Below are 23552 nucleotides of genomic sequence, written 5' to 3'. Positions count from 1 at the left end.
GCCGAACGGATGAAGGCCGGCGACAGGGTCAGTCCTGCGGGGGCTGCGCCGGTGCCGGCCGGTTCGGCGCCGGGCTGGTCACTGCCTGTGGCGCGGGTTCGAACGGATAGAACGCCGTGCCGGGCTGGCTCTGGCGGAAACTGGCATTGAGCGAGCTTTCGCCAGCCCCGGACAAGGCCGCGCGCGGCCACGGGCGTGCCTGCAGCGTGGTATCCGGATGCGTGAACGGGTTGGACGGCGTCGCCGCAACCGCAGATGCGGTGCCCGTGGGTGCCGGGGCTGCCGCAGCGACCAGGCGGCTCGGCGCCTGCTGCTGACGCGCAGCCGCACTGCGTGCGACTTGCTGGTTGCGCGTTGCCGCGCCGCGCCGAGTAGATGCCAGCGCAGCGGCAGGCACGGCTGCAGCAAGCGCGGCCACCTCATCCGGCGTTCCCGGAGCCGGTGCGGCCGGCGCCTTCGGTGCCTCAGGCAGCTGCGGCGCTTGCGAGGCAGGCGGAAGCTGGGCAGCTGTGGCATAGACGGGGGTCGTTTCAACACCGGGCGCGGCGGTGTCGGGCAGGCGCTCGCGCGCCAGGAACATGGCGATCGCCGCGACCGAAGCGGCAATCGCTGCACCGCCGCCCCAGCGCCAACGTGCGCCTGGGCGGGCCGCCGGCTGTGCTTGCGGTGCCGGCTCCTCGGCAATGGCGCCGCGCACACGCGCCGCAAAATCCAGCGGCGCCGGCGCACTGGCCGCACCGCGCAGCACATCGCCGCACAACTGCCAGCGCTCGTGGCAGCCGGCCAATTCTTCGTCGTGGGCCAGACGGCGCAGCAAAAATCGCGACTCGTCGGCACTCAATTCGCCGTCGACCAGCGCAGACAGCTGCTGGCGATAGTGAAGTTCGAATTTGTCGGTGGTGGACATGGCAGAGTTCTGGTTCATACGCGGTGTCGCTCACGGGTAGCGCTTTCGGTCTCCAGCAGAGGCCGCAGCTCGATGTCGATGGCCTCGCGCGCCCGGAAGATGCGCGAGCGCACCGTTCCGATCGGGCAATCCATCTTTTGCGCGATTTCGTCGTAGCTCAGGCCCTCCACCTCGCGCAGGGTGATGGCCAACCGAAGTTCTTCCGGTAGCGCTTGGACCGCGCGCATCACCGTTTGTTCCAGCTCCTGTCGCATCAATTCGCGCTCCGGGGTATCGGTGTCGCGCAACCGTGTCGCTCCATCGAATTGTTCGGCATCGCTGATCTCGATGTCGTCGGTGGGCGGGCGGCGGTTGTGCGCAACCAGATGGTTCTTGGCAGTGTTGACGGCAATGCGGTGCAGCCAGGTATAGAACTGGGCGTCGCCCCGAAAACTGTTGATGGCGCGGTACGCGCGCACGAACGTGTCCTGGGCAACGTCCTGGCATTCGCTCCAGTCGGCGATGTAGCGCCCGATCAAGGCAACGATCCGATGCTGGTATTTGCGCACCAGCACATCGAACGCCGCACTTTCGCCGCGCTGCACACGCCGGACCAGTTCCAGGTCCAGCTCCTGAGGTGTATCGACTTCGGCCATGTCGGGCCGCACTCCTGTCAGCCCACCGAAGTCGGGCAATGAGACCGCCATTGAAAAGAAAAGTTCATACCGATCCGTACGACCGTCACGCATCAGGGTAGCGGCTGCGATGCACCGCTGGCGACGCCACGCGCAAGCGCCGATCTCCCCTGTCGACAGGTATGGGTATTTGACGTGAAGGAAACAACCTCTGGATGATAACGACCTTCTCCTTCTAACGCCGGACGGCTAGACGCATGCTTCCAGGTTTCGACGGGCTCCGATTCAGCCATTGGCAGGCCGATCTGCGCGAGGACGGCGTGGTCGTGCTCAGCCTCGATCGGCAGGGCGCACCGGTTAACGCATTTTCGCAGGAGGTACTGTTGGAGCTGGGCGCCTTGGTCGAACGGCTGGCGCTGGATCCGCCAACGGGTGTAGTGCTGCGTTCGGGCAAGCCCAACGGCTTCATCGCCGGTGCCGATCTGAAGGAATTCCAGGAATTCGACCGCAAGGGCACGGTCAACGATGCGATCCATCGTGGACAGCAGGTCTTCCAGAAGCTAGCCGAACTACCGTGCCCCACCGTCGCGGCGATTCACGGCTTCTGCATGGGCGGCGGCACCGAAATCGCGCTGGCCTGCCGCTACCGCGTGGCTTCCGACGATGGCAGTACGCGCATCGGACTGCCGGAAACCAAGCTCGGCATCTTCCCTGGTTGGGGCGGCAGCGCCCGCTTGCCGCGCCTGATCGGTGCGCCGGCGGCGATGGATCTGATGCTCACCGGCCGCACGGTGTCGGCCAAGGCCGCGCGCGCGATGGGCCTGGTCGACAAGGTCGCCGCGCCTGCCGTGCTGGTGGATGCGGCCGCCAGCCTGGCGCTCGCCGGCACCACCCGTGCGTTCAAGCAACGCGCCACCGCATGGGCCACCAACACCTTGCTGGCGCGCAAACTGCTGGCGCCGCAGATGCGCAAGCAGGTGGGGCGCAAGGCGCGCAAGGAGCATTACCCGGCGCCCTATGCCTTGATCAACGTCTGGGAGCGGGCGGGCGGTGGCGGCATCCAGGCGCGCCTGGCGGCCGAACGCAAGGCGGTGGTCAAGCTCGCCAGCACGCCGACCGCACGCAACCTGATCCGGATCTTCTTCCTGACCGAGCGTCTGAAAGGGCTGGGCGGCAAGGACGCAGCCGGCGTGGCCGTAGCCCCGATTCGCCATGTGCATGTGATCGGCGCCGGCGTCATGGGCGGCGATATCGCGGCCTGGGCGGCTTACAAGGGCTTCGACGTGACATTGCAGGACCGCGAGCAGCGTTTTATCGATACGGCGCTGGCACGCGGTGGCGAGCTGTTCGCCAAGCGCGTCAAGGACGATGCCAAGCGGCCGGCAGTGGCGGCGCGTCTGCGCGGCGACCTGGCCGGCGCGGGCGTGACGCAGGCCGACCTGGTGATCGAGGCGATCATCGAAAACCCGCAGGCCAAGCGCGATCTGTATCAATCGATCGAGCCGCAACTCAAGCCGGATGCATTGCTGACGACCAATACCTCGTCGATTCCGCTGACCGACTTGCGTGGCCACATCCAGCGTCCGGCGCAATTTGCCGGCCTGCACTACTTCAACCCGGTGGCGATGATGCCGCTGGTGGAAATCGTGCAGCACGATGGCCTGGATCCGGCCAACGTCGCGCGCCTGGCTGCGTTCTGCAAGACCTTGGACAAGTTCCCGGTGCCGGTGGCCGGCACGCCGGGTTTCCTGGTCAACCGGGTGCTGTTCCCCTACCTGCTCGAAGCGGCCACCGCGTATGCCGAGGGCATTCCCGGCCCGGTGCTGGACAAGACGGCAGTGAAGTTCGGCATGCCGATGGGGCCGATCGAATTGATCGACACCGTGGGCCTGGATGTGGCGGCCGGCGTGGGTGCCGAGTTGGCGCCATTCCTGCGTTTGCCCATCCCGGCGGCACTGGCGACCGTGGAAGCCGGCAAGCGCGGCAAGAAGGACGGCCAGGGCCTGTACAAGTGGGAGAACGGACGCGCCGTCAAACCCGAGGTTGCCAGCGGTTACGCTGCACCGGCGGATTTGGAAGATCGCTTGATCCTGCCGCTGCTCAACGAAGCGGTAGCGTGCCTGCACGACGGCGTGGTGGCCGACGCAGACCTGCTGGACGCCGGCGTCATCTTCGGCACAGGTTTCGCACCTTTCCGTGGCGGCCCGATCCAATACATCCGCAGCGTCGGCGCAGACGCGCTACTGGAGCGCCTGCAGGCCTTGCAGGCCCGTTATGGCGAACGCTTCGCGCCGCGCCCGGGGTGGGACTCACCGTTGTTACGGGAAGCGGTGGCCTGAGGCCGGCAGGTATCTATCAACAAAGTCTGATTTGCAAGAAGGCTGCCGTTGGCAGCCTTCTTTTTGAGTCAGGGTCGCAGCGTGCAGATGCTGGCACCGATTACTTGGCAGTTGCAGTCGATCTAGATAGGTTGCGCTAGATAGGTTGCGCCAGTGCCGGACCCTTTCCGTGGATTGTGCCGGTCGATCCACGCTAATTTGATGACCTGCCGACCTGCTGCTACCAGACGTTAATGATGGGAATGCCCGTGCGCATGACCGTGCTCATGGTGCGCGTCATGGCCAGCGTCTGCAGCCGGCTTTGATGTACCACAAGGCTCAGTGCCGCAGTCGCCACTTTCCACCTGCAAGGTGACGTGGGCGATATCGAAGCGCTCATGCAACAGGGCGCCGAGCGCGTCACGCAGACGGTCGCGGTCGGTGGCCTCGTTGACCACGATGTGCGCGGTGAGCGCCGGCGTGCGGGAGGCCAATGCCCACACATGCAGGTCGTGCACGTCTTCGACGCCAGGGTGGCTGGTCAGCGCCTGCTGCACCTGGGCCAGTTCGATTCCCTTGGGCACGCCTTCGAGCAACACGTTGATCGCCTCGCGCAGCAGCACCCAGGTGCGCGGCAATACCCACAGGCCGATCAGCACGGCCAACACCGGGTCGATCCATTGCCAGCCGGTCCAGCGGATCAGCAAGGCACCGACGATCACCGCCACCGAGCCGAGCATGTCGCTCCACACCTCCAGATAGGCACCCTTGACGTTGAGGCTTTCGCCGCTGCCGGCGTGCAGCAGCTTCATCGCGATCAGATTGATCACCAGGCCGAAGCCGGCGATCAACAGCATGCCGCTGGAAGAGATGTCCTGCGGTGCGCGAAAGCGCTGCGCGGCTTCCCACAAGATATAGGCGCCGACTGCGAACAGCAGCGCGCCGTTGGCCAATGCGCCAAGCGCTTCGAGCCGCACATAGCCGTAGGTGCGACGCGCGTCGGCCGGGCGACGGCTCAGGCGCACCGCGACCAGCGCAATCATCAGTCCGACGGTGTCGGTGGCCATATGCGCAGCGTCGGACAGCAGCGCCAGGCTGTTGGTCACGAATGCGCCGACGATCTCTGCCAGCAGGAAGGTGGCGGTCAGCCCCAGTGCCCACCACAAGGGCGCTTCGTGACGGATTTCGCTGGGTGCGTGGTTGTGGTCGTGTCCCATGGATATCGTGGCCTGCTGCAATGCGCGCACCTTAGGCGCACGCGATGGCGGAGACTATTACACCTGGGCGTAATGACATCACATCACGCGAGCCGTGCGGCGGGCCGCAGAGCGCAGTGGTTGCGCTACTGCGGGGCGCGAGGCCTGCAGTCACGGCCTGGAAGCATGTCTGGTCCGCACCGCCCTTCCAACAATCCGCGGCGCGAGCCAGGTGGCTCGTTAGAGCTTGGCGAACAGCTTGACCACGCTGGAAAAATCCAGCGCCCCGTTGCCTGCCTGGCTGTTCATCGCATACAAGTTGCGCGCCAGCTCACCGAGCGGAATCGAGACGCCGGCCTGCACCGCCGATTCGGCAACCAGGCCCAGATCCTTGAGCATCAGGTCGTTGCCGAAGCCGCCGCTATACCCACGCGACGCCGGCGCATTGGGCAGCACGCCTGGCCACGGGTTGCACACCTCGGTGGCCCAACTGCGCCCGGTACTGACCGCCATCATCTGCGACAGCACCGCAGGGTCCAGGCCCTGCGCGACGCCAAGCGCCAGCGCTTCCCCGGTGGCGGCCATGATCACGCCCAGGGCCATGTTGTTGCATAGCTTGGCGACCTGCCCTGCCCCGTTGTCGCCGACATGGAAGATGTTCTTGCCCATGGCCCGCAGCACCGGGCGCGCGCGCTCCAGCGCATCGGCAGCGCCGCCGACGATGAAGGTCAGCGTGCCGGCTGCAGCCCCGGCCGTGCCACCGGAGACCGGGGCGTCGAGCATCGTCAGGCCACGCGCCTTGGCCGCATCGGCCACCCTGCGCGCAGACACCGGCGCGATGGTGCTGCAGTCGATGACCAGGGCACCATCCGGGATCTGCGCCAGGATGCCGGATTCGCCCAGGTACACACCTTCGACGTGGCGGCTTGCAGGCAGCATCGAGATCACGACCTCGGCATCGGCCAGCGTGTCCTGCGCGGCGCTGGCAGCATGCGCGCCAGCCGCCGAGGCAGCATCCAGGGCAGCCGGTGCGAGATCGAATACCCGCAGCTGATGCCCGGCCTTGATCAGATTGGCAGCCATTGGCCCGCCCATATTGCCCAGGCCGATAAAAGCGATCTTGCTCATGGTGTCGGTTTCCAAAATAGGACCATCTTCAATAGATGGCCGGGATCATCACCGATTGCTGGCGCGCGCGGAGCCACCGCCGGTTTTCAGCTGCGACGACGCAGGTGCGACATGGCAACCGCGCTGCAATCCGGCGTGAGCCGAACGTACTTCGCAAGTTGCCAGCCACTCAATGCACACCCAACTCGTCTGCCCCCAGATCGGCAAGCGGATGCGATGCAGGCGACCAGGGCGCGACAAAGAAGTCTGCGGCCCACTGCGCATCGGCTTCTTCCAGCGATCCAGGCTCCCAACGCGGTTGACGATCCTTATCGATCAACAGCGCGCTGATGCCTTCGGCAAAATCGCCGTGCGCCGCCACATGCAATGCGACCACGTATTCGGTCCGAAAGGTGTCGGCCAGCGTCGTGGTGCCCCGATGGCGATACAGCTCCCAGGCCAGGCGCGCCGATCCAGGAGCACCGGCCGCCAAGGTAGCGCGTGCGGCCTGCAGCCAGCTGTCTTCGCTTTGCAGCGCCATGATTGCAGCGACGATGTGCTCCAGCGACTCGCTGGATACCAGGCGTTCGATCAACTGCGCGTGGAGCTGCAACGGGCCCGGTTCGGTCGGTTGCGCGATGCCATGCAGGAATGCGCCGAGCTGGGTGCGGTCGTCGTCGGCATTGCCTGTCCATGCGTGCGCGCTTAGCGCATCCAGCACCGCTACGTACTGCGCATGCTCCAGGCGCACATCTGCTAGCCCCGCGTACATCGCATCGCTGGCATCCAGCGGCGCACCGGTCAGCGCAAGAAACAGGCCGGCACCCTGTGGCACGCGGCGTAACAGCCAGCTGCCCCCCACATCGGGAAACAACCCCACGCTGATCTCCGGCATGGCAAGGCGCGAGCGTTCGGTGACCACGCGATGGCTAGCGCCGGACATCAGGCCGATGCCACCGCCCATCACGATACCGTGGCCCCAACACAGCAGCGGCTTCGGATAGGTATGGATGCGGTAGTCGAGCCGGTATTCCTCCTCGAAAAATGCCGCAGCATGCACGTTGGCCTGCGGCGCGGCGCGTCGCGCTGCAGCGTCGGGCACTGCATCGCGGTGCGCGCGCATGCTCTGGTACAGGCCATGCAGATCGCCACCAGCGCAGAACGCTTTGTCGCCGGCGCCACGCAATACCACGCAGGCGATCTGCGTATCCTCAGCCCAGACACGTAACTGCGCATCCAGCAGCCGCGTCATCTGTAACGACAGGCCATTGAGCGTCTTGGGCGCATTCAAGGTAGCGATGCCGATACGGTGCCCATCGGCGCACGCACGCTGCTCGAACAGCACCGGTGCCTCGTCGGTTGCGCTGACCTGCGCCATCAGCGGTTGCTCCACTGCGGCGCGCGCTTGTCCAGAAATGCGGCCACGCCTTCGGCCTGATCGGCGTGCTCGAACAGATCCACGAAGGCTTCGCGCTCGGCAATCAATGCCGCTGCGTGGGTGCCATGGCGCGTGGACTGCACCAGCTGCTTGCACGCCGCCACACTGACCGGGCTCTGTTTACCGGCACGCTGCGCCCAGGCAACCGCCAGCGCGCGCGACTCGCCCTTGCCGACCACCTCTTCCACCAAACCGATGCGCTGCGCGGTTGCCGCATCGATACGCTCGCCCAACAGGATCATGCGCTTGGCCCAGCCCTCGCCGACCAGGCGCGGCAGATTCTGGGTGCCGCCGGCACACGGCAGCAAGCCAACGCTGGCTTCAGGCAATGCGAGCTGTGCGTGCTGCTCTGCGATGCGCAGATCGCACGCCAATGCGCATTCCAGCCCGCCCCCCATCGCATAGCCGTTGATTGCGGCAATCGACACGCCACGAAATGCACTCAAGGCTTCGAACGCTTCGCCGAACCGGCGCGCAGCCCCACGTGCATTGGCCTTGTCGCCATCGGCGAACTGTTTGAGATCGGCACCGGCGCTGAAGAACTTCTCGCCTTCGCCGGTGATCACCAGCGCGTAGATGCTGCGATCTGCATCCAGCGCGCGCACCAAGTCGCGCAGGGCCGCCAGGCTGTGCACGGTCCAGGTGTTGGCCGGCGGGTTGCTCAAGGTCACGATGGCGACGTGCCCATCGCGCTCGACCTGCAGACCGGTATGGAGGCGTCCTTCCCAATCGCTCATCGCAATTGCTCCTCGCCATTGAGCAGGTGACGCGCCACGATCATGCGCATCACCTCGTTGGTGCCTTCCAGAATGCGGTGCACGCGGCTGTCGCGCAGCAAACGCTCGATCGGGTATTCGCGGATATAGCCGTAGCCGCCATGGATCTGCAAGGCATCGTCGCAGATGGCAAAACCGGCATCGGTGGCGAAGCGCTTGGCCATCGCACACCACACGGTGGCATCGTGGCTGCCGGCATCGAGCTTGCGCGCGGCGGTGTGCACCATCTGCCGCGCGGCCACCAGCTGCGTGGCCATGTCGGCCAGCTTGAACTGCAGCGCCTGGAAATCGGCCAGTTTCTTGCCGAACTGGCGACGCTCGCCCATGTAGCGACGCGCGGCATCCAGCGCGCCTTGCGCGGCGCCCAACGAACACGCGGCGATATTGATGCGGCCACCATCCAGCGCCTTCATCGCCATCTTGAAGCCTTCGCCTTCCTTGCCCAGCAGGTTCTCGGCCGGAACACGCACGTTTTCGAAGCTCACACCGCGCGTAGGCTGGCTGTTCCAGCCCATCTTCTCTTCCTTGCGACCGTAGCTGATGCCAGGCGCATCGGCCGGCACCACGAAGGCGCTGATGCCACGTGCACCGTCTTCGCCGGTGCGTGCCATCACCACCAGCACGTCGGTTGCGCCGGCGCCGGAGATGAAGGCCTTGCTGCCGTTGAGCACATAGCTGTCGCCGTCGCGCTGCGCGCGCGATTTCAGCGATGCCGCATCCGAGCCGCTGCCCGGTTCGGTCAGGCAGTACGAGCCCAGCTTGGCGCCGCTGGTCATCGCCTGGCCCCACTGCGCGCGCACCGCGTCTGTGCCATAGCTGGCGATCAACCAGGTAGCCATGTTGTGGATGCTGATGAAGGCGGAGGTGGACGGATCCACCGTGGCGAGTTCTTCGAACACCACTGCCGCATCGAGCCGGCGCATGCCCAGGCCGCCGACGCCTTCATCGGTGTAAAGACCGCAAAAGCCGAGTTCGGCGGCCTTGGCGATGGCCTCGCGCGGGAAGTGACCTTCTGCGTCCCACTGCGCTGCGTGCGGGGCGAGTTGCTTGTCGGCGAAGTCGCGGGCGGCGGCGCGGAAGGCTTCCTGCTCGTCGTTCAAATCGGCTGTATTGGGATGGAGCTGGATGGCTGCATTCATGGCGATCGGGTCACTTGAGGGAAATGGTGGTGTTGACGCCATGGCCCAGCGTCTGATCGTCGAACCAGCGCGCGGTCACGGTCTTGGTCTGGGTGTAGAACATCACCACCTGCTTGCCGTACGGACCCAGGTCGCCGAGCTTGGAAGCGCGCGAGCCGGTAAAGGAGAACAGCGGCACCGGCACCGGAATCGGCACGTTGATGCCGACCTGACCCACGTCGATGTCTTCCTGGAAACGCCGCGCAGCCGCGCCGGATTGGGTGAACAGCGCCGTGCCATTACCGTTGGGGTTGGCGTTGACCAAGGCAATGGCCTCGTCCAGCGTGGCGGCTTCCAGGATCACCAGCACCGGCCCGAAGATCTCTTCGTCGTAGATCCGCATGCCGGGTTTGACGCCGGAAAAGATGGTCGGGCCGACAAAATTGCCCTGCTCGAAACCCGGCACCTGTGGTGCGCGACCATCCAGTTCCAAGGTGGCGCCCTGCTGCACGCCGGAGGCAATCAAGCCTTCTACCCGCTCGCGCGCGGCGCAGGAAATCAGCGGACCGACCTCGGTGCCCGGGGCGTTACCTGCGCCGATTTTCAGGCTCTTGGCCTTGGCTACCAACTCCGGAATCCACGCGCGCGATTCACCAACCAAGACCAGCGTGGAGGCGGCCATGCAGCGCTGCCCGGCGGCACCGAACGCGGCGCCGACCATCGCATTGAGCGTCTGCTCGCGATTGGCGTCGGGCAATACCACGGCGTGATTCTTGGCGCCCATCATGCATTGCACGCGTTTGCCGGCGAGCGAGGCACGTCGATAAACGTGCGTGCCCACCTTGGTGGAACCGACAAACGACAACGCCCTGATGTCGGGGTGATCGCACAGCGCATTGACCACTTCTTCGCCGCCGTGCACGACGTTGAGCACGCCCTTGGGAATGCCGGCTTCCAGGGCAAGTTCGACCAAGCGCATGGTCACCATCGGATCTTGCTCGGAGGGCTTGAGCACGAAGGTGTTGCCGGTGGCGATCGCCATCGGGAACATCCATAACGGAATCATTGCCGGGAAGTTGAACGGGGTGATGCCCGCGCACACGCCCAACGGCTGCAGCAGGCTATAGGTGTCCACGCCATTGGCGACGTTGTTGGCCAGCTCGCCCAGTTGCAGATTGCCGATCGCCGCGGCGTGCTCCACCACTTCCAGACCACGGAACACATCGCCTTCGGCATCGGCCAGGGTCTTGCCCTGCTCGGCGCTGAGCAGCGCAGCCAGTTCTGGCATGTTTTCCCGGATAAGCTGCTGGTATTTGAGAAAAATACGCGCCCGGGTGCCAATCGGCGCCTTGCGCCAGGTCACGAAGGCGCGGCTGGCCGCCGCCACCGCGGCATCCACTTCGGCGGTGGTGGCGAACGGCACCTGGGCCAGCACCGATTGGTCGGCCGGGTTGACCACATCCTGCCACTGCGTGCTGGCGGACAGCACCAACTCGCCATCGATCAACAGGGAGACGCGGGGGACGGATTCGCTCATTGCAGGGCTCGCTAGTGAAGAAGGACATCGGGCCGTGGCGGGCCATCTCTTCGCATTGTTCGCATCGATACCTTTCATTCCCAGCCCGCGATTGCTTAATTACGCTAAGCTGGCAACAAAATTTTGCAAATCTTGCGAATGCCTCAGTCGCACGCTCAACTCCGCCACCAGCTCGGGCTGCGCCTGCTGCGGCTGCGCCAGCGCCATGGCTTGACCCAGGCCGAACTGGCGCGCCGGCTCGAACTGTCGCCAAGCTATCTGAATCAGATCGAGCGCAATCAGCGCCCACTCACCCTGGCCATCCAGCAGCGGCTCAAGACCGCGCTGGGCGAGCTGGACGGCCTGCTGGACCTGGACGACCCGGCCGCACTGGTGGAGCCACTGGACGAGTCGCTGCGCAGCCTGGGCCATACGCTGTTGCCGGCCGAACTGCGTGCGCTGACCGGCAACCTGCCGCAGGTGGCCCAGGCGCTGCTGGATCTGCACCGCGCCCATCAACATCTGCTCGAACGCAACGCTGCGCTGGAACTGCAGATCGGGGTCGAGCACGCCGCGATGCCATCGCTCTCGCCCGGCGAGCAGGTGCGCGACTATTTCAACCGCGCGCACAACTATCTGCCCGAACTCGACGAGCGCGCCGAAGCGCTTTACGCCGAACTTGGATTGACCCCGGAAAATCTGCCGCTGCGGCTGCGTCAACGGCTGGCCGAGCGTCACGGCCTGCTGGTGCAGGACGCCCCCGAGCTGCATCGCGACAAGCGTAGCTTAGATGCGCAGGCGCGCGTGCTGTGGCTGTCGGCGCACTTGCGGCCGGGCCAGCAGGCGTTCCAGATGGCTGCGCAGCTGGCATTGCTGGAATGCGCGCCGCTGCTGGACGCGCGCATTGCCGATGCCGGTTTCGCGGACGCCGAGCGCATCGCGCTCTCGCGGATTGGCCTGTCGAACTATTTCGCCGGCGCGCTGGTGATGCCGTACAGCGCGTTCCTGCACAGCGCACAAACCTCGCGCTACGACATCGAATGGTTGGCCGACCGCTTCGACGTGGGCTTCGAAGCGGTGTGTCACCGCCTCAGCACCTTGCAGCGGCGGGGGGCAGCCGGTTTGCCGATCTTCTTCATGCGGGTAGACCGCGCCGGCAATGTGTCCAAGCGTCACTCGGCCACCGATTTCCATTTCTCGCATGTCGGCGGTGCCTGCCCGCTGTGGATCGTGTATGAGGCGTTCAACCAGCCCGACCGCATCCTTACCCAGATCGCGCGCATGCCCGACGGCCGGCGCTATTTCTGGCTGGCCCGCCAGGTCAGCAGCGGTCCACCCGGGTATGGCCGCCCGCGCAAGACGTTTGCCCTGGCCATGGGCTGCGACCTGCGCCACGCCGACCAACTGGTGTATGCGCGCGGTTGGGATCTGAACGCGGTGGACGATGCGGTACCGATCGGCCCGGGCTGCCTGACATGCGAGCGCAGCGACTGCGTGCAGCGCGCATTCCCTGCGCTGCCACGCCTGCCCGCGCGCGCGCGTTAGCGGCTTGGTGGGAATGGAATCTGGTCGTCGGGAGTGACCGTGCGTTGGCCCGCGATCGCAACGACGGACGCACTGCACCTGGCCTGATTGCATCGACCAATCTGGCGCTCCTGCCGCGCACAAGAGCGGCAACATCATTGGGCCATCCCATCGGGCCACGTCAGCCAAGTACCGGCCCCAATGCCGCAGCCTCTGCCGCATCACGCCCTCACCTCCGAGGGAACAAGCAAACGCGAGTGCCGCAGCGCAGCATTCCAAGCCGAGATAGCTGTCGCAAAATGCTTCATTGGAATGGAATGGCTTGCGCTTCTACCCTGAAGCGGACACATGCAAGACAGGGGGACGTCAGCGCGACGCAGCGCGCTTTCGGCGTCACGCACACGAACGACCAACACTGATCACGCAGCACAGCACCACTGGCCACACCCGCGCGGACGCGCCAGTCCCGCTCCATGCGACTGGCCGCACCAGCAGCTACCACCGTATTCGGTCACTTTGTCCTGGGAGGGATCAACCGATGCCTGTTCACCATAGCGGCCACCCGGCCAGTCGGCGCCTGCGCCGCACGCCAGTTCCGGCCATCCTGTACACCACCATCGCTTGCGTGCTGGCCACCGCGTTCGGCGCGCATGCACAGGACAGCGCTCCCGCCGCCCCGCCCGCAGGCGACGCCAGCCCGGCTGCTGGCAACGGGCAAACGCCGGTGACGCTGGACAACATCACCGTGATCGGCCAGCGCGCCAGCCTGAATCAGGCGGTGCAGGCCAAGCAGATGTCCGATCATGTCGTGGAAGTGATCTCCGCGGACAACATGGGTCAGATGCCCAATGTCACCGTGGCCGAGGCGCTGGTGCGGCTGCCTGGCGTCAACGGCACCCGCGACCGCGGCAACGAGAGCCTGGCCACCGTGCGCGGCCTGGGTCCGCGCATGACCATGGGCACCGTCAACGGGCGCGAAATCGCCTCCTCCGAGCCCAACCGCGCCGTGCGCTGGGAAGTGTTCCCCACCGAGATCGTCTCCACCGTCAAGGTCTACAAGACCCAGTCGGCTGATCTGGTCGCCGGCGGTCTTGCGGCCACCGTGGACATCTCCACCATCAGCCCGCTGGACTACACCGGGCCGGGATTCGTCGGCACCGCCGGCCCGGTGTTCTACGACCACGCCAAGGATGTGGACGGCTACAGCCCGTGGGGCAGCCGCTTCGGCGCCAGCTGGGTGCACAAGCTCAACGACAACCTGGCGGTCGCCTTCGGCGCCACGTACCAGAAGCAGAAGAACGCCAGCTCGTCGATCGGCAGCTGGGGCTATACCGATGCCACCACCTCCCGCGATGTGGATGGCGATGGCACCGTGGACCCGACCCCGTGGGGCGCGGCCGACCAGCTCAAGCTGATCGACCAGACCCGCACTGGCGCGATGGGCACCGTGCAGTGGCGCTCGGGCAATTTCGAATTGAAGTTCGACGGCCTATATTCGCGCATCGAAATCGACGAAGACCAATTGCAGAACTGGTTCAACGGGCTGGCCTTCAGCACCTTCTCCGGCAGCACCAATCCATACACCACGCCGGGCTCGTCCTACACCATCGTCGATGGCGATGTGGTGGCCGGCACGCTGGCCAATTCGAACCTGCAGGTCGACCACGTGGTCAGCCACTACAACGAGGTCAAGACACTCACCGCCGGCGGTTTGAACGCCAAGTGGAGCGGCGATGTGTGGACCCTGGGCAGCGACCTGTCGTTTTCGCAGGCCAAGCGCGACAACACCTGGCAGGCGGTGCGTTTCGGCAGCAACCCGGACACCATCTCGTTCGATTTCCGTCGCAGCGTCACGCCCACCATCAGCACCAGCTCGGACACGCCCGAATACGGCATTGCCGGGCAGACCGAGCCGCAGGCACTGCGCGACAAGATCGCTGCGCTGGCACTCAATGCCAGCCGCGCCGTGGATGCCGGCCCGTTCACGTCGCTGGAACTCGGCGCACGCGCCGCGCGTCGCGAAAAACAGAACCGCCGCTTCCTCAGCAACCAGTCCGGCTACGATCAGCCGATCTCGGCGTATCAGGACCTGATCTACCCGGTCACCATGCCCGACTTGAACGTGCCCACGCTGACCGGCGGCAACATGGCCGAGATCGCACGCATCGGCTTTGGCGGGTTCGACCCGAGCACGCTCGACGAACAACTGCTCGACCATTGGAACGTCAAGGAAGACGTGCGCGAAGCCTTCGCAAAAGCGGTCTTCAGCTCGCAGCTGTTCGGCACCGATGTCACCGGTAATGTCGGCGTGCGCCTGGTCAACACCAAGACCACCAGCGAGGGTTTCGATTCGGTCGGCAGCACCATCCAGCCCAGCACCGGCAGCAAGGAATACACCGACGTGCTACCCAGCGCCACGCTCAATTTCCTGATCGACGACCAGCGCATCCTGCGCTTTGCGGTGGCCAAGGTCATCGCGCGTCCGCCGCTGGACGAACTGCGCACCGGCCGCCGTCTGGACGACCCCAGCGTGACCGTTGGCCAGCTCACCGGCAGCGGCGGCAACCCGCAGCTGGACCCGTTCAAGGCCACCCAGGTCGATGTCTCTTACGAGTGGTACTTCCATACCGAAGCGCTCGCCGCCCTGGCCGTGTATCGCAAGGAAGTGGATTCGAGCATCGGCTACCGCACCGACCGCGAAGTGATCAACGGCCTGGATTACCTGGTCAGCGCGCCGTTCAATGGCGGTGGCGGCTACATCAATGGCGTGGAGCTCACCTTCCAGACGCCGTTCTACTTCATCCCGCACATGGAAAACTTCGGCGTCTACTCGAACTATTCGCTGGTGGATTCCAACCTCAAGGAATTCTCGCCGGAAGACAACCCGCTGCCGTTGAGCGGGCTGGCACGCAAGACCGGCACCTTCGACCTGTGGTACAGCAGCGGCACCTTCGAAGCGCGCGTGGGCTACAAGTACCACAGCCCCTACACGGTGGTGTACGGCTGGAATGCCGCGCGGCTGGCGCGCCTGCAGAGCGAAGGCACGGTGGATCTGAGCCTGAACTGGCAGTACAGCAAGCAGCTCGGCTTCCGCTTCCAGGCGAGCAATCTCACCAACGAGCCGCTGCGCGCCTACACCGACAACAAGCCCAATCGCCTGGCCAATCAGGACGATGGCGGCTACCAGGTATTCGGTCGTCGTTACCAGTTGGAAGCAACCTACAAGTTCTAGGCATTGCTCGATCGGCTGCACATGCTGCTGCGCAGCCGATCTGATCGCTGCACACCTGCATAACACCGCAGCCGCCGTGTGGAATCCAATCTGCAAGCCACGTTTGGATTCTGCACAGCGGCCGCGCAGCAGCACGGCCGCCTGCGGCATGCTGTCACCCGCTCCACGTTGTCCCTGTCGAGGAATTGCATGCGCTCACCACGCCGTCTCTGGACGCCCGCGCTCCTGGCGCTGGCCATTTCCACCTTCGCACACGCCGCCCCGGCTCCCGCCGCGTTATATCTCGGCGCGGACCTGTCCTACGTCAACGAGATGGAAGAATGCGGCGTGCAATACCGCCAGAACGGCGTGGTCACCGATCCATTCGAACTCTTCCACGCCCACGGCGCCAATCTGGTGCGCGTACGCTTATGGAACGATGCGCGCTGGACCAAGTACAGCGACCTGTCCGACGTGAAGAAAACCATTGCACGTGCACGCGCGCAAGGCATGCAGGTCTTGTTAGATCTGCACTACTCCGACGATTGGGCCGACGGCGAAAAGCAATTGATCCCCAAGGCCTGGGCCAGCATCACCGACACCGACGAGTTGGCGCGCACGCTGTATGGCTTCACCTACGACACGCTCAGCGCACTCGACCGCGCCGGTTTGATGCCCGAGCTGGTGCAAGTGGGCAACGAAAGTAATTCCGACCTGATGGACAGCACGCCCTGGGACAAGAAGCGCCCCATCGATTGGCAGCGCAACGCCAAGCTGTTCAACGCCGGCATCAAGGCGGTGCGCGACATGGCCGCACGCTCGGCGATCAAACCAAGGGTGATGCTGCATATCGCCCAGCCGGAAAATGTGGAGCCGTGGTTCGCCGACGCCACCAAGGCCGGCGTCACCGATTTCGATCTGATCGGCATCAGCTATTACCGCAAATGGTCCACGCAATCGATGGCCGAGCTGGGCAAGACCATCAGGCGTCTGCGCGGCCGCTACGATGCCGATGTGGTGGTGGTGGAAACCGCGTATCCGTGGACGCTGGATTCCGGCGACACCTCGCACAATCTGCTCGGCGAAGACTCGCTGATTCCCGGGTACCCGGCCACGCCGCAAGGCCAGGCACGCTACATGGTAGACCTCACCCAGCTGGTGATCGATACCGGCGGTGCCGGCGTGGTGTATTGGGAGCCGGCATGGACCAGCAGCCGTTGCAAAACGCGCTGGGGTACCGGCTCGTCGTGGGAAAACGCCAGCTTCTTCGACTTCAAGCACGGCAACGAGGTGCTGCCGGCGATCGACTTCATGCGCCACCCGTATACCGGTGTGCCTGCAGCGATCAAAGCTGACGCGCGCAAGCGTCATGCGGACAGCCAGCACGTCCCTGCAGAGGCCGAAAAAAGGACGCAGCCATGAGCGGCATCAATCGGCGCGAGTTGCTGCGCGGCATGCTTGCCAGTGGGGTGAGCGCCGCACTGCCGGTGGGCGCAGCCGGCACAGTGGCGTCGGCTGGCGCGACGGCTGCACCTGCAGCCAAGAACAGCGTCTCGACATCGGCACTAGGCGACGCAGCGCTGGCACCGCGTGAGCGTCTGCTGTTCGACTTCGGTTGGCGCTTCCACCTGGGCCATGGCAGCGATGCGGCGCGCGATTTCGAATTCGGCACGTTCCAACGCACCTTCGCCAAGGCCGGCAAGGACACCGCGACCGCCGCGCAACTGGCGTTCGACGACAGTGCCTGGCAGCAGGTGGATCTGCCGCACGACTGGGCCGTCGGCCTGCCGTTTCGGCAGGAGCCCATCTCGGCCTCCATCACCGAGGAAGACCCGGCCGCTGCGCACGGTTACAAGCCGCTGGGCACGAGTTTCCCGGAGAACAGCGTGGGCTGGTATCGGCGCACGCTTCAGATTCCGGCCAGCGACCTGGGCAAGCGCATCAGCCTGGTGTTCGATGGCGTGTTTCGTGAGTGCATCGTGTTCTGCAATGGACACATCGTCGGCCGCAACGCGAGCGGCTACTGCGGCTTCGAAGTCGACCTCAGCGAAGTGCTCGACTACGGCAAGCCCAACATCATCGCCATCCGCGTGGATGCCACGCTGGGCGAAGGCTGGTTCTACGAAGGCGCCGGCATCTACCGGCACGTGTGGCTACAGAAGACCGACCCAGTCCATATCCCGCAAGACGGCGTGTTCGTGCGCAGCACCGTGCAGGATGGCAACGCCACTGCGCAGCTCTCCACCGAAGTGCGCAACGAGGGCAGCGCGCCGCGCCGATGCGTGGTGCAGGCGCGCATCACCGCACCGGATGGACGCACCGTGGCGCAAGCGTCCAGCGCAGCGGTCACCGTCGCGCCCGGCCAGGTGCAGGTGGTCGAACAGACCTTGCCGCTCGGGCAGGCGGTGCTGTGGTCGATCGACGCCCCGCAGCTCTACCACCTGACTACCAGCGTGCATAGCGACGGCACTGCAGTCGATGCGCTGGTGACGCCGTTCGGCGTACGCAGCATCGCCTTCGATGCACAACGCGGTTTCCTGTTGAACGGCGCACCGCTCAAGCTGCACGGCACCAACAATCATCAGGACCACGCGGGCGTCGGTACCGCCATTCCGGACGCCTTGCACGCATGGCGCCTGCGCCAGCTCAAGTCGATGGGCTGCAATGCCTACCGCAGTTCGCACAATCCGGCCACGCCGGAATTACTCGCGCTGTGCGACCGCCTCGGCATGTTGGTGATCGAAGAAACCCGCCGCATGTCCATCGACCCGGAAGCGATGGGCGAACTGGAAACGATGGTGCGGCGTGGCCGCAATCATCCCAGCGTCATCCTGTGGTCGCTCGGCAACGAAGAGCCGCAGCAAGTGACCGCGCGCGGTGCACGCATCGTGACCCGCATGCAACAACGCGTGCGCCAGCTGGATCCCACCCGCCCCACGACCTTCGCGATGGACAAAGGTTTTGGCGATGGCGTGGGCCAGGTGGTGGATGTGGTCGGCTTCAACTACCGCACCAGCCAGATGGACGGCTTCCACGCGCAATACCCCAACATCCCGATCTACGGCAGCGAAACCGGCAGCACCGTGTCGGTGCGCGGCACCTATCGGCGCGATGACCAACGCGGTTACACCCGCGCCTACGACCTGGACCACCCCTGGTGGGCCAGCACCGCCGAAGCCTGGTGGAGCTATGTCGCGCAACGCCCCTACATTGCCGGCGGCTTCATCTGGACCGGCTTCGACTATCGCGGCGAGCCCACGCCCTACAACCGCTGGCCCAATGTGGCTTCGCAATTCGGCGTACTCGATAGCTGCGGTTTTCCGAAAGACAATTACTGGTACTACCGCGCGCAATGGACCAGCGAACCGGTACTGCATCTGTTCCCGCACTGGAACTGGGACGGCTTGCTGGAGCCCGACGACAACGGCCGCATCGCGGTCTGGTGCCATAGCAATCTCGAGGCGGTGGAACTGCTGGTCAATGGCGTCAGCCAGGGCCTGCAGCAGGTGCCGGCCTACGGCCATGTCGAATGGCGCGTGGTCTATGCGCCCGGCACGATCGAAGCGCGCGGCTATCGCGGCGGCAAGCTGGTACTCGGCGAGCGTCGCGAAACCACAGGCAACCCGGCGGCGATTCGCTTGAGCTGCGATCGCAACACGCTGCGTGCCGATGCCGAAGATGTGGCCGTGGTGAAGGTGGAAATCCTCGATGCACAAGGCCGCCTGGTTCCGACCGCCGACAGCCTGGTGCAGTTCGCGCTACGCGGACCCGCACGGCTGATTGGGGTCGGCAATGGCGATCCCAGCAGCCACGAGGACGACAAGGCGCCGCGGCGCAAGGCGTTCAACGGCCTGTGTGCGGCACTGCTGCAAACCACGCGCAGCAGCGGCGAAATTGTGCTGCAGGCCACCGCGCCTGGGCTGACCTCGTCCACGCTACGCCTGCCTGCCGAGCCCACGCGATCGCGCGCATCGGTGGCTTGAAACGCACGGCGACCGAACGTGCTGCGTTACCTGGGCCAGTGGTGGCCTCGGTAGCGTCGCGATGCCATAGGCGAGTCGAAGGCCATCCATCGGTGTGTTTGCTGACGGCGATGATCGAGCAGGTGATTCCGGCTAGAAAGATCGCTTGCGGGCTTTGGCCACGGCCAGGCCATCGTCGGCAGTCTTGACGGGGCAGCTCCCTACCGGTTGCGTGACAGCGGCAGCTTCAGGTCTGCGCACCTCCGGCAGCCGGGTCGCGCGGAAAATAGCGGTTGAGCTTTTCTTCCCAGGCGCGGAACTGCTCCAATGTCTGGGCGTCCATCGGGCGCGGGTCGTCGGCCAGGGCTTTCTTCTGCGCCACATAGGCGATGCGCTGGGACGACAATTCATCCCACGCCTTTCTGAGCATTACCGGATCCGGATGCGAGACCAGCATCGCCTCCAGCAGCGTGGCCTGGGCCACGCGCGCGGCCAGCAGATCGCTGAGCGCCTCGGTCACCGCCTGCATCCACTCGTGTTGTTTCTGTTCCATATCCAACCAACTCGCTTGCGTCATGCGCCGCGCACCATAGCGCCCCCTCTGGAACGGTGGCGTGCAAGGCAGGTTGAAGATTCAGGTTCACCACGTGGTGCGAATGCGGCCAGTTCCCGCTTCATCGCTTCGCTTGATGTCATTCAACGCGCGGAACTGTCTCCACCTAGCGATCCCCTCCCACGCGGCGCATGGCCGCGCGGGAGCGCACGCGCTCATCGCAAGCGCGAGAACGCACCGATCCCTGCGATCGCCAGCCGCTCGGCGGGCACGGCAGTTTCCGCGAACGACAGCCGCAGATAGCGGATCTGGCGGACTTCTGGGAAATTCAGCCGCTGGGTCGAGAGCGCATAGGCGATGTTGGAGAGCTCGCCGGCGCCGGCCGGCTGCCAGTGTTGGCCATCTTCGCTGGTTTCAGCGCGATAGCCCTTCGGCGGCGCCGCACCGGTCATCACTGCGCGCGAGGGCGTGAGACTGAACCCAGCAACCTGACGCGACGCGCCGAGGTCGATGGTCGCCTGCACGGGATGGCCCGGCGCCGGTGCGGGCGTGATCCAGATCGTGCTGGCATCGTCGTCGAGTAAGGTCTCCGCCCCTGGCGCGCTCGCCTCGACGATGCGCCAGCCGGCGGTGGACAGCACGTCCGGCGCATTCGCCGTCGGCCGCGCGACCGGCACCGGCGCAACGGCGCGGAACAGCGCGAATTCGCTGATCGCCGGGCAGACCGGCGCCTCGAGCACGACCAGGCGCACCCGGCGTGCGGCGATCGGGCGCTCCAGGCGCACGATCCGCTGTGCACCGATGCACTGCGCCTCGGCCAGCCGCCGCCATTGCCCATCGACCTCGGCTTCGACCGCGAAGCGGGTAACGCGCACGCCCAGCGGCAGATACTCCCGCAACCGGATCAGGTCGAAGCTGTGCACCGTCGACAGTTCCAGCGTCAGCGTTGGCGTGGTGACCTCGTCCGGCGTGGACCAGTAGCTGTCCGGCTGGCGATCGAGCACGCGCGCCGGCTCGAACCCGGCACCGCGCGAGGCGCTGGCACTGGCCCTGGCGCCCTTGGCCAGGTCGATGGCGAAGCTGGCGCGGATCGCGTCGCCGAAACTCTGCAGCACCGCCACGTCGTGGTCGGGGATGCGGCCGCGTCGGTCGGGCGGCAGATTGAGGTTCATGTTGGTACCGCGCGCCACCGAGGTGTCGAAATAGCGCACCAGATTCTCCGGGCTCCGCACCTTGCCGTCTTCGTCGGCGTGATAGAACCAGCCCGGACGGATCGACGTATTGGTTTCGGCCGGCCACCACAGCGCTCCTCCGCGCACGCCGGAATTGCCGTTTTCCTGGGTGTACGGCGCATTGGGCATCGTCGGCCAGGATGGATCGCCGGCGATGCCATCTTCGTTGCCGCCCCACCGGATATCGGCGCCGAGCGGATCGAAGGTACATGCCATTGGCTGATGCTGATGCACCAGCTCGATCATCCGCGGCCAGTTGTAGTACGCAGGCGCATCGATCTTGCGCGATTCGCGCGCCCCACCGTAATAGCCATCGCCGCCATTGGCGCCGTCGAACCAGAACTCGAACAGGTCGCCGTAACCTGTGCAGAGTTCGACGATCTGTTTGCGGAAATAGTCCAGATAGCCGGGGCGGCCATATTCGGCGTGGTTGCGATCCCAGGGGGAGAGATAGATGCCGAAGGCCAGGCCGGCGCGTCGACACGCCGCGGCCATCTCGCCGACGATGTCGCCCTTGCCGTTTTTGTAGGGCGAATTGCGGATGCAGTGCTCGGTCAGGCGTGTCGGCCAAAGGCAGAATCCATCGTGATGCTTGGCAGTGAAAATCAGCCCTTTCAGATTGCCGGCCTTCGCAGCAGCGACGATCTGGTCGGCTGAAAAATCGCTGGGATCGAATTTGCGCGGATCCTCGTCGCCGTAGCCCCATTCCTTGTCGGTGAAGGTATTCATCGCAAAATGCACGAAGGCGTATTGCTCCCACCGATGCCAGCGCAGCTGGCGCCGGCTGGGCACCGCACCCCACGGCGCCGGACCGTTGGCACGCGGCGTCTGCGCAATGCGCGCTGCCGACGCGCCGAAGCTGGCGGCAGCGGCCACCACACCTGTGGCAAGAAAGGTACGACGATCGATCATTGACGACTTCCGACTTTGCACAAGTTTCGATCTTAGCTTTTCCAAAGGCGAAGCGTCCTCCCACCAAGCCAAAAGCGGTTGTGCAAAGGACCGCGTGCGGGTTGGCCCCGGGGCGGATGGCGTTGGAGAGCGTGAAGCGTCCTCGTTAATTCGATCCACTTGGAAGTAGAGTTCCATTCCAAGGAGCTTTGCATGAAGAAGTCGAAGTTCACCGAAAACAGCTGGTCCGGATCCTCAAAGAGGTCGAGGCCGGTGCAAAGGTCGGCGAGACCTGTCGCAAGCACGGGATCAGCGAGCCGACACTATTACGTCCGGAAGTCCAAATATGCCGGCATGGAGGTGTCGCAGTTGCGGCATCTGGAGGACGTGGAAGCCGAGTTGGCCCGGATGAAGCGCATGTATGCCGAGCTGGCACTGGATCAACACACGCTCAAGGACGTGCTGTCGCGAAAAGGTTGAGCCAGGCTCTTCGACTGGAATTGAGTCTGGCCATGCAAACCGCTCACGGCTTCAGTGCCCGTCGAGCTGATCGGGTGTTGCAGCTATCCCGATCTGCACGACATTACCGTCCGCGCCAGCGCGACGATGGACCGCTCATCGCCGCAATCGAGGCGCACCTGAAGGACAACCCCGGACACGGTTTTGGCCTGTTGATGGATTGGGCATTGCGGCCGCGGGGCTAGGGCAAGACCCGCGCCTGGCGGGTCTACACCAAGCTGAAGCTCAACCGTAAGCTCCCCCGTCAAGCAGGCACTTCAAAGGTAGAGCTTTCGGCGTACTTGTTGCGGTACTCGACCGGGGTCATTCCGCCGAGCGAATCATGGGATCTTGCTTCGTTGTAGTCGATCATCCACCAATGGGCGGCTTCGCGCACATCGTCGAGGCAGGCGAAGAGATTCAGGTCGAGCACTTCCTCGCGGAACGTGCGATTGAAGCGCTCGATGAAGGCATTCTGATTTGGCTTTCCCGGCTGGATGTACTGTAGTGCGACGCCATTGGTCTTGAGCCAGCGGGTGAACGCTTCGCCCAGGAACTCGGGGCCGTTGTCCGAGCGCACCACCTGCGGCAAGCCATGATCGCGTTTGATCTGCTCGAACACACGCACAAGCCGTTGCGAGTTAATCGAGGTGTCAACCTCGATGTGCAGCGCCTCACGATTGAAGTCATC

17 protein-coding genes are annotated in these 23552 nt (G+C 65.0%); 6 read left to right on the top strand and 11 right to left on the bottom strand.

What is annotated here, in order from left to right:
• Positions 1 to 28: 28 nt before the first annotated feature.
• Positions 29 to 925, bottom strand: coding sequence for a sigma-E factor negative regulatory protein (locus tag EO156_RS07670; protein WP_003488224.1), 897 nt, complete (start codon positions 923 to 925; stop codon positions 29 to 31).
• Complete coding sequence (gene rpoE / locus EO156_RS07665; protein ID WP_003488227.1) at positions 922 to 1542, bottom strand: RNA polymerase sigma factor RpoE; 621 nt, start codon at positions 1540 to 1542, stop codon at positions 922 to 924. Before rpoE ends, EO156_RS07670 begins: the two co-directional genes overlap by 4 nt.
• A 236-nt stretch (positions 1543 to 1778) precedes the next feature.
• On the opposite strand from rpoE, the gene EO156_RS07660 reads away from it, so the two are divergent.
• Positions 1779 to 3860 (top strand): 3-hydroxyacyl-CoA dehydrogenase NAD-binding domain-containing protein, encoded by a 2082-nt coding sequence (locus EO156_RS07660; RefSeq protein ID WP_029828416.1) that lies wholly within the window; start codon positions 1779 to 1781, stop codon positions 3858 to 3860.
• 230 nt (positions 3861 to 4090) lie between these two features.
• Here the strand turns inward: EO156_RS07660 and EO156_RS07655 are convergent, their stop codons facing one another.
• The 6 genes from EO156_RS07655 to EO156_RS07630 form a co-directional block, all read right to left on the bottom strand.
• Entirely contained in the window at positions 4091 to 5056 is a 966-nt protein-coding gene (locus tag EO156_RS07655) for a cation diffusion facilitator family transporter (protein ID WP_016849596.1), read from the bottom strand.
• A 219-nt stretch (positions 5057 to 5275) separates the two neighbouring features.
• On the bottom strand, positions 5276 to 6178 hold the full coding sequence (mmsB, locus tag EO156_RS07650) for a 3-hydroxyisobutyrate dehydrogenase (RefSeq protein ID WP_016849595.1): 903 nt from the start codon (positions 6176 to 6178) through the stop codon (positions 5276 to 5278).
• A gap of 154 nt (positions 6179 to 6332) precedes the next feature.
• A complete protein-coding gene (locus tag EO156_RS07645; protein ID WP_016849594.1) occupies positions 6333 to 7535 on the bottom strand; it encodes an enoyl-CoA hydratase/isomerase family protein in 1203 nt (400 codons plus the stop codon).
• On the bottom strand, positions 7520 to 8317 hold the full coding sequence (locus tag EO156_RS07640) for an enoyl-CoA hydratase (RefSeq protein ID WP_011050840.1): 798 nt from the start codon (positions 8315 to 8317) through the stop codon (positions 7520 to 7522). Before EO156_RS07640 ends, EO156_RS07645 begins: the two co-directional genes overlap by 16 nt.
• On the bottom strand, positions 8314 to 9495 hold the full coding sequence (locus tag EO156_RS07635; protein WP_011050839.1) for an acyl-CoA dehydrogenase family protein: 1182 nt from the start codon (positions 9493 to 9495) through the stop codon (positions 8314 to 8316). Before EO156_RS07635 ends, EO156_RS07640 begins: the two co-directional genes overlap by 4 nt.
• A gap of 10 nt (positions 9496 to 9505) precedes the next feature.
• A complete protein-coding gene (locus EO156_RS07630; RefSeq protein WP_016849593.1) occupies positions 9506 to 11011 on the bottom strand; it encodes a CoA-acylating methylmalonate-semialdehyde dehydrogenase in 1506 nt (501 codons plus the stop codon).
• 138 nt (positions 11012 to 11149) lie between these two features.
• Between EO156_RS07630 and EO156_RS07625 the strand changes: the two genes are divergently transcribed.
• The 4 genes from EO156_RS07625 to galA all read left to right on the top strand — a co-directional run bounded on the left by EO156_RS07625 (position 11150) and on the right by galA (position 19708).
• Entirely contained in the window at positions 11150 to 12535 is a 1386-nt protein-coding gene (locus tag EO156_RS07625; RefSeq protein WP_016849592.1) for a short-chain fatty acyl-CoA regulator family protein, read from the top strand.
• Between the two features lie 517 nt (positions 12536 to 13052).
• Positions 13053 to 15746, top strand: a complete 2694-nt coding sequence (locus tag EO156_RS07620; RefSeq protein ID WP_016849591.1) for a TonB-dependent receptor — start codon at positions 13053 to 13055, stop codon at positions 15744 to 15746.
• A gap of 189 nt (positions 15747 to 15935) precedes the next feature.
• A complete protein-coding gene (locus EO156_RS07615; RefSeq protein ID WP_005921496.1) occupies positions 15936 to 17147 on the top strand; it encodes an arabinogalactan endo-1,4-beta-galactosidase in 1212 nt (403 codons plus the stop codon).
• Positions 17144 to 19708 (top strand): beta-galactosidase GalA, encoded by a 2565-nt coding sequence (galA, locus tag EO156_RS07610; RefSeq protein WP_016849589.1) that lies wholly within the window; start codon positions 17144 to 17146, stop codon positions 19706 to 19708. Before EO156_RS07615 ends, galA begins: the two co-directional genes overlap by 4 nt.
• 226 nt (positions 19709 to 19934) lie before the next feature.
• Here the strand turns inward: galA and EO156_RS07605 are convergent, their stop codons facing one another.
• Together EO156_RS07605 and EO156_RS07600 are read right to left on the bottom strand one after the other, a co-directional pair.
• Entirely contained in the window at positions 19935 to 20264 is a 330-nt protein-coding gene (locus tag EO156_RS07605; RefSeq protein ID WP_003488253.1) for a hypothetical protein, read from the bottom strand.
• Positions 20265 to 20455: 191 nt separating this feature from the next.
• Complete coding sequence (locus EO156_RS07600; protein ID WP_029828411.1) at positions 20456 to 22384, bottom strand: alpha-L-fucosidase; 1929 nt, start codon at positions 22382 to 22384, stop codon at positions 20456 to 20458.
• 192 nt (positions 22385 to 22576) lie between these two features.
• Between EO156_RS07600 and EO156_RS07595 the strand changes: the two genes are divergently transcribed.
• Positions 22577 to 22843, top strand: a complete 267-nt coding sequence (locus EO156_RS07595) for a hypothetical protein (RefSeq protein ID WP_124632047.1) — start codon at positions 22577 to 22579, stop codon at positions 22841 to 22843.
• A 283-nt stretch (positions 22844 to 23126) separates the two neighbouring features.
• On the opposite strand, the gene EO156_RS07590 is transcribed toward EO156_RS07595, so the two are convergent.
• Positions 23127 to 23552 (bottom strand): integrase core domain-containing protein (locus tag EO156_RS07590; protein ID WP_241239504.1); only part of this gene is annotated, 426 nt, incomplete at its 5' end.

Origin of the sequence: Xanthomonas sp. DAR33341, from assembly GCF_003992815.1 — a bacterium.
GTDB classification, from domain to species: Bacteria; Pseudomonadota; Gammaproteobacteria; order Xanthomonadales; family Xanthomonadaceae; genus Xanthomonas; species Xanthomonas cissicola.
Note: the sequence above shows the minus strand (reverse complement) of the source record. Positions and strands in the feature narration are given on the sequence as shown.

Bases quoted from the DNA above. Each gene is read 5' to 3' on its own strand.
- EO156_RS07670 (WP_003488224.1), bottom strand. From the start codon at position 925: ATGAACCAGAACTCTGCCATGTCCACCACCGACAAATTCGAACTTCAC.
- rpoE (WP_003488227.1), bottom strand. From the start codon at position 1,542: ATGGCCGAAGTCGATACACCTCAGGAGCTGGACCTGGAACTGGTCCGG.
- EO156_RS07660 (WP_029828416.1), top strand. From the start codon at position 1,779: ATGCTTCCAGGTTTCGACGGGCTCCGATTCAGCCATTGGCAGGCCGAT.
- EO156_RS07655 (WP_016849596.1), bottom strand. From the start codon at position 5,056: ATGGGACACGACCACAACCACGCACCCAGCGAAATCCGTCACGAAGCG.
- EO156_RS07640 (WP_011050840.1), bottom strand. From the start codon at position 8,317: ATGAGCGATTGGGAAGGACGCCTCCATACCGGTCTGCAGGTCGAGCGC.
- EO156_RS07635 (WP_011050839.1), bottom strand. From the start codon at position 9,495: ATGAATGCAGCCATCCAGCTCCATCCCAATACAGCCGATTTGAACGAC.
- EO156_RS07630 (WP_016849593.1), bottom strand. From the start codon at position 11,011: ATGAGCGAATCCGTCCCCCGCGTCTCCCTGTTGATCGATGGCGAGTTG.
- EO156_RS07625 (WP_016849592.1), top strand. From the start codon at position 11,150: ATGCCTCAGTCGCACGCTCAACTCCGCCACCAGCTCGGGCTGCGCCTG.
- EO156_RS07620 (WP_016849591.1), top strand. From the start codon at position 13,053: ATGCCTGTTCACCATAGCGGCCACCCGGCCAGTCGGCGCCTGCGCCGC.
- EO156_RS07615 (WP_005921496.1), top strand. From the start codon at position 15,936: ATGCGCTCACCACGCCGTCTCTGGACGCCCGCGCTCCTGGCGCTGGCC.
- galA (WP_016849589.1), top strand. From the start codon at position 17,144: ATGAGCGGCATCAATCGGCGCGAGTTGCTGCGCGGCATGCTTGCCAGT.
- EO156_RS07605 (WP_003488253.1), bottom strand. From the start codon at position 20,264: ATGACGCAAGCGAGTTGGTTGGATATGGAACAGAAACAACACGAGTGG.
- EO156_RS07600 (WP_029828411.1), bottom strand. From the start codon at position 22,384: ATGATCGATCGTCGTACCTTTCTTGCCACAGGTGTGGTGGCCGCTGCC.
- EO156_RS07595 (WP_124632047.1), top strand. From the start codon at position 22,577: ATGAAGAAGTCGAAGTTCACCGAAAACAGCTGGTCCGGATCCTCAAAG.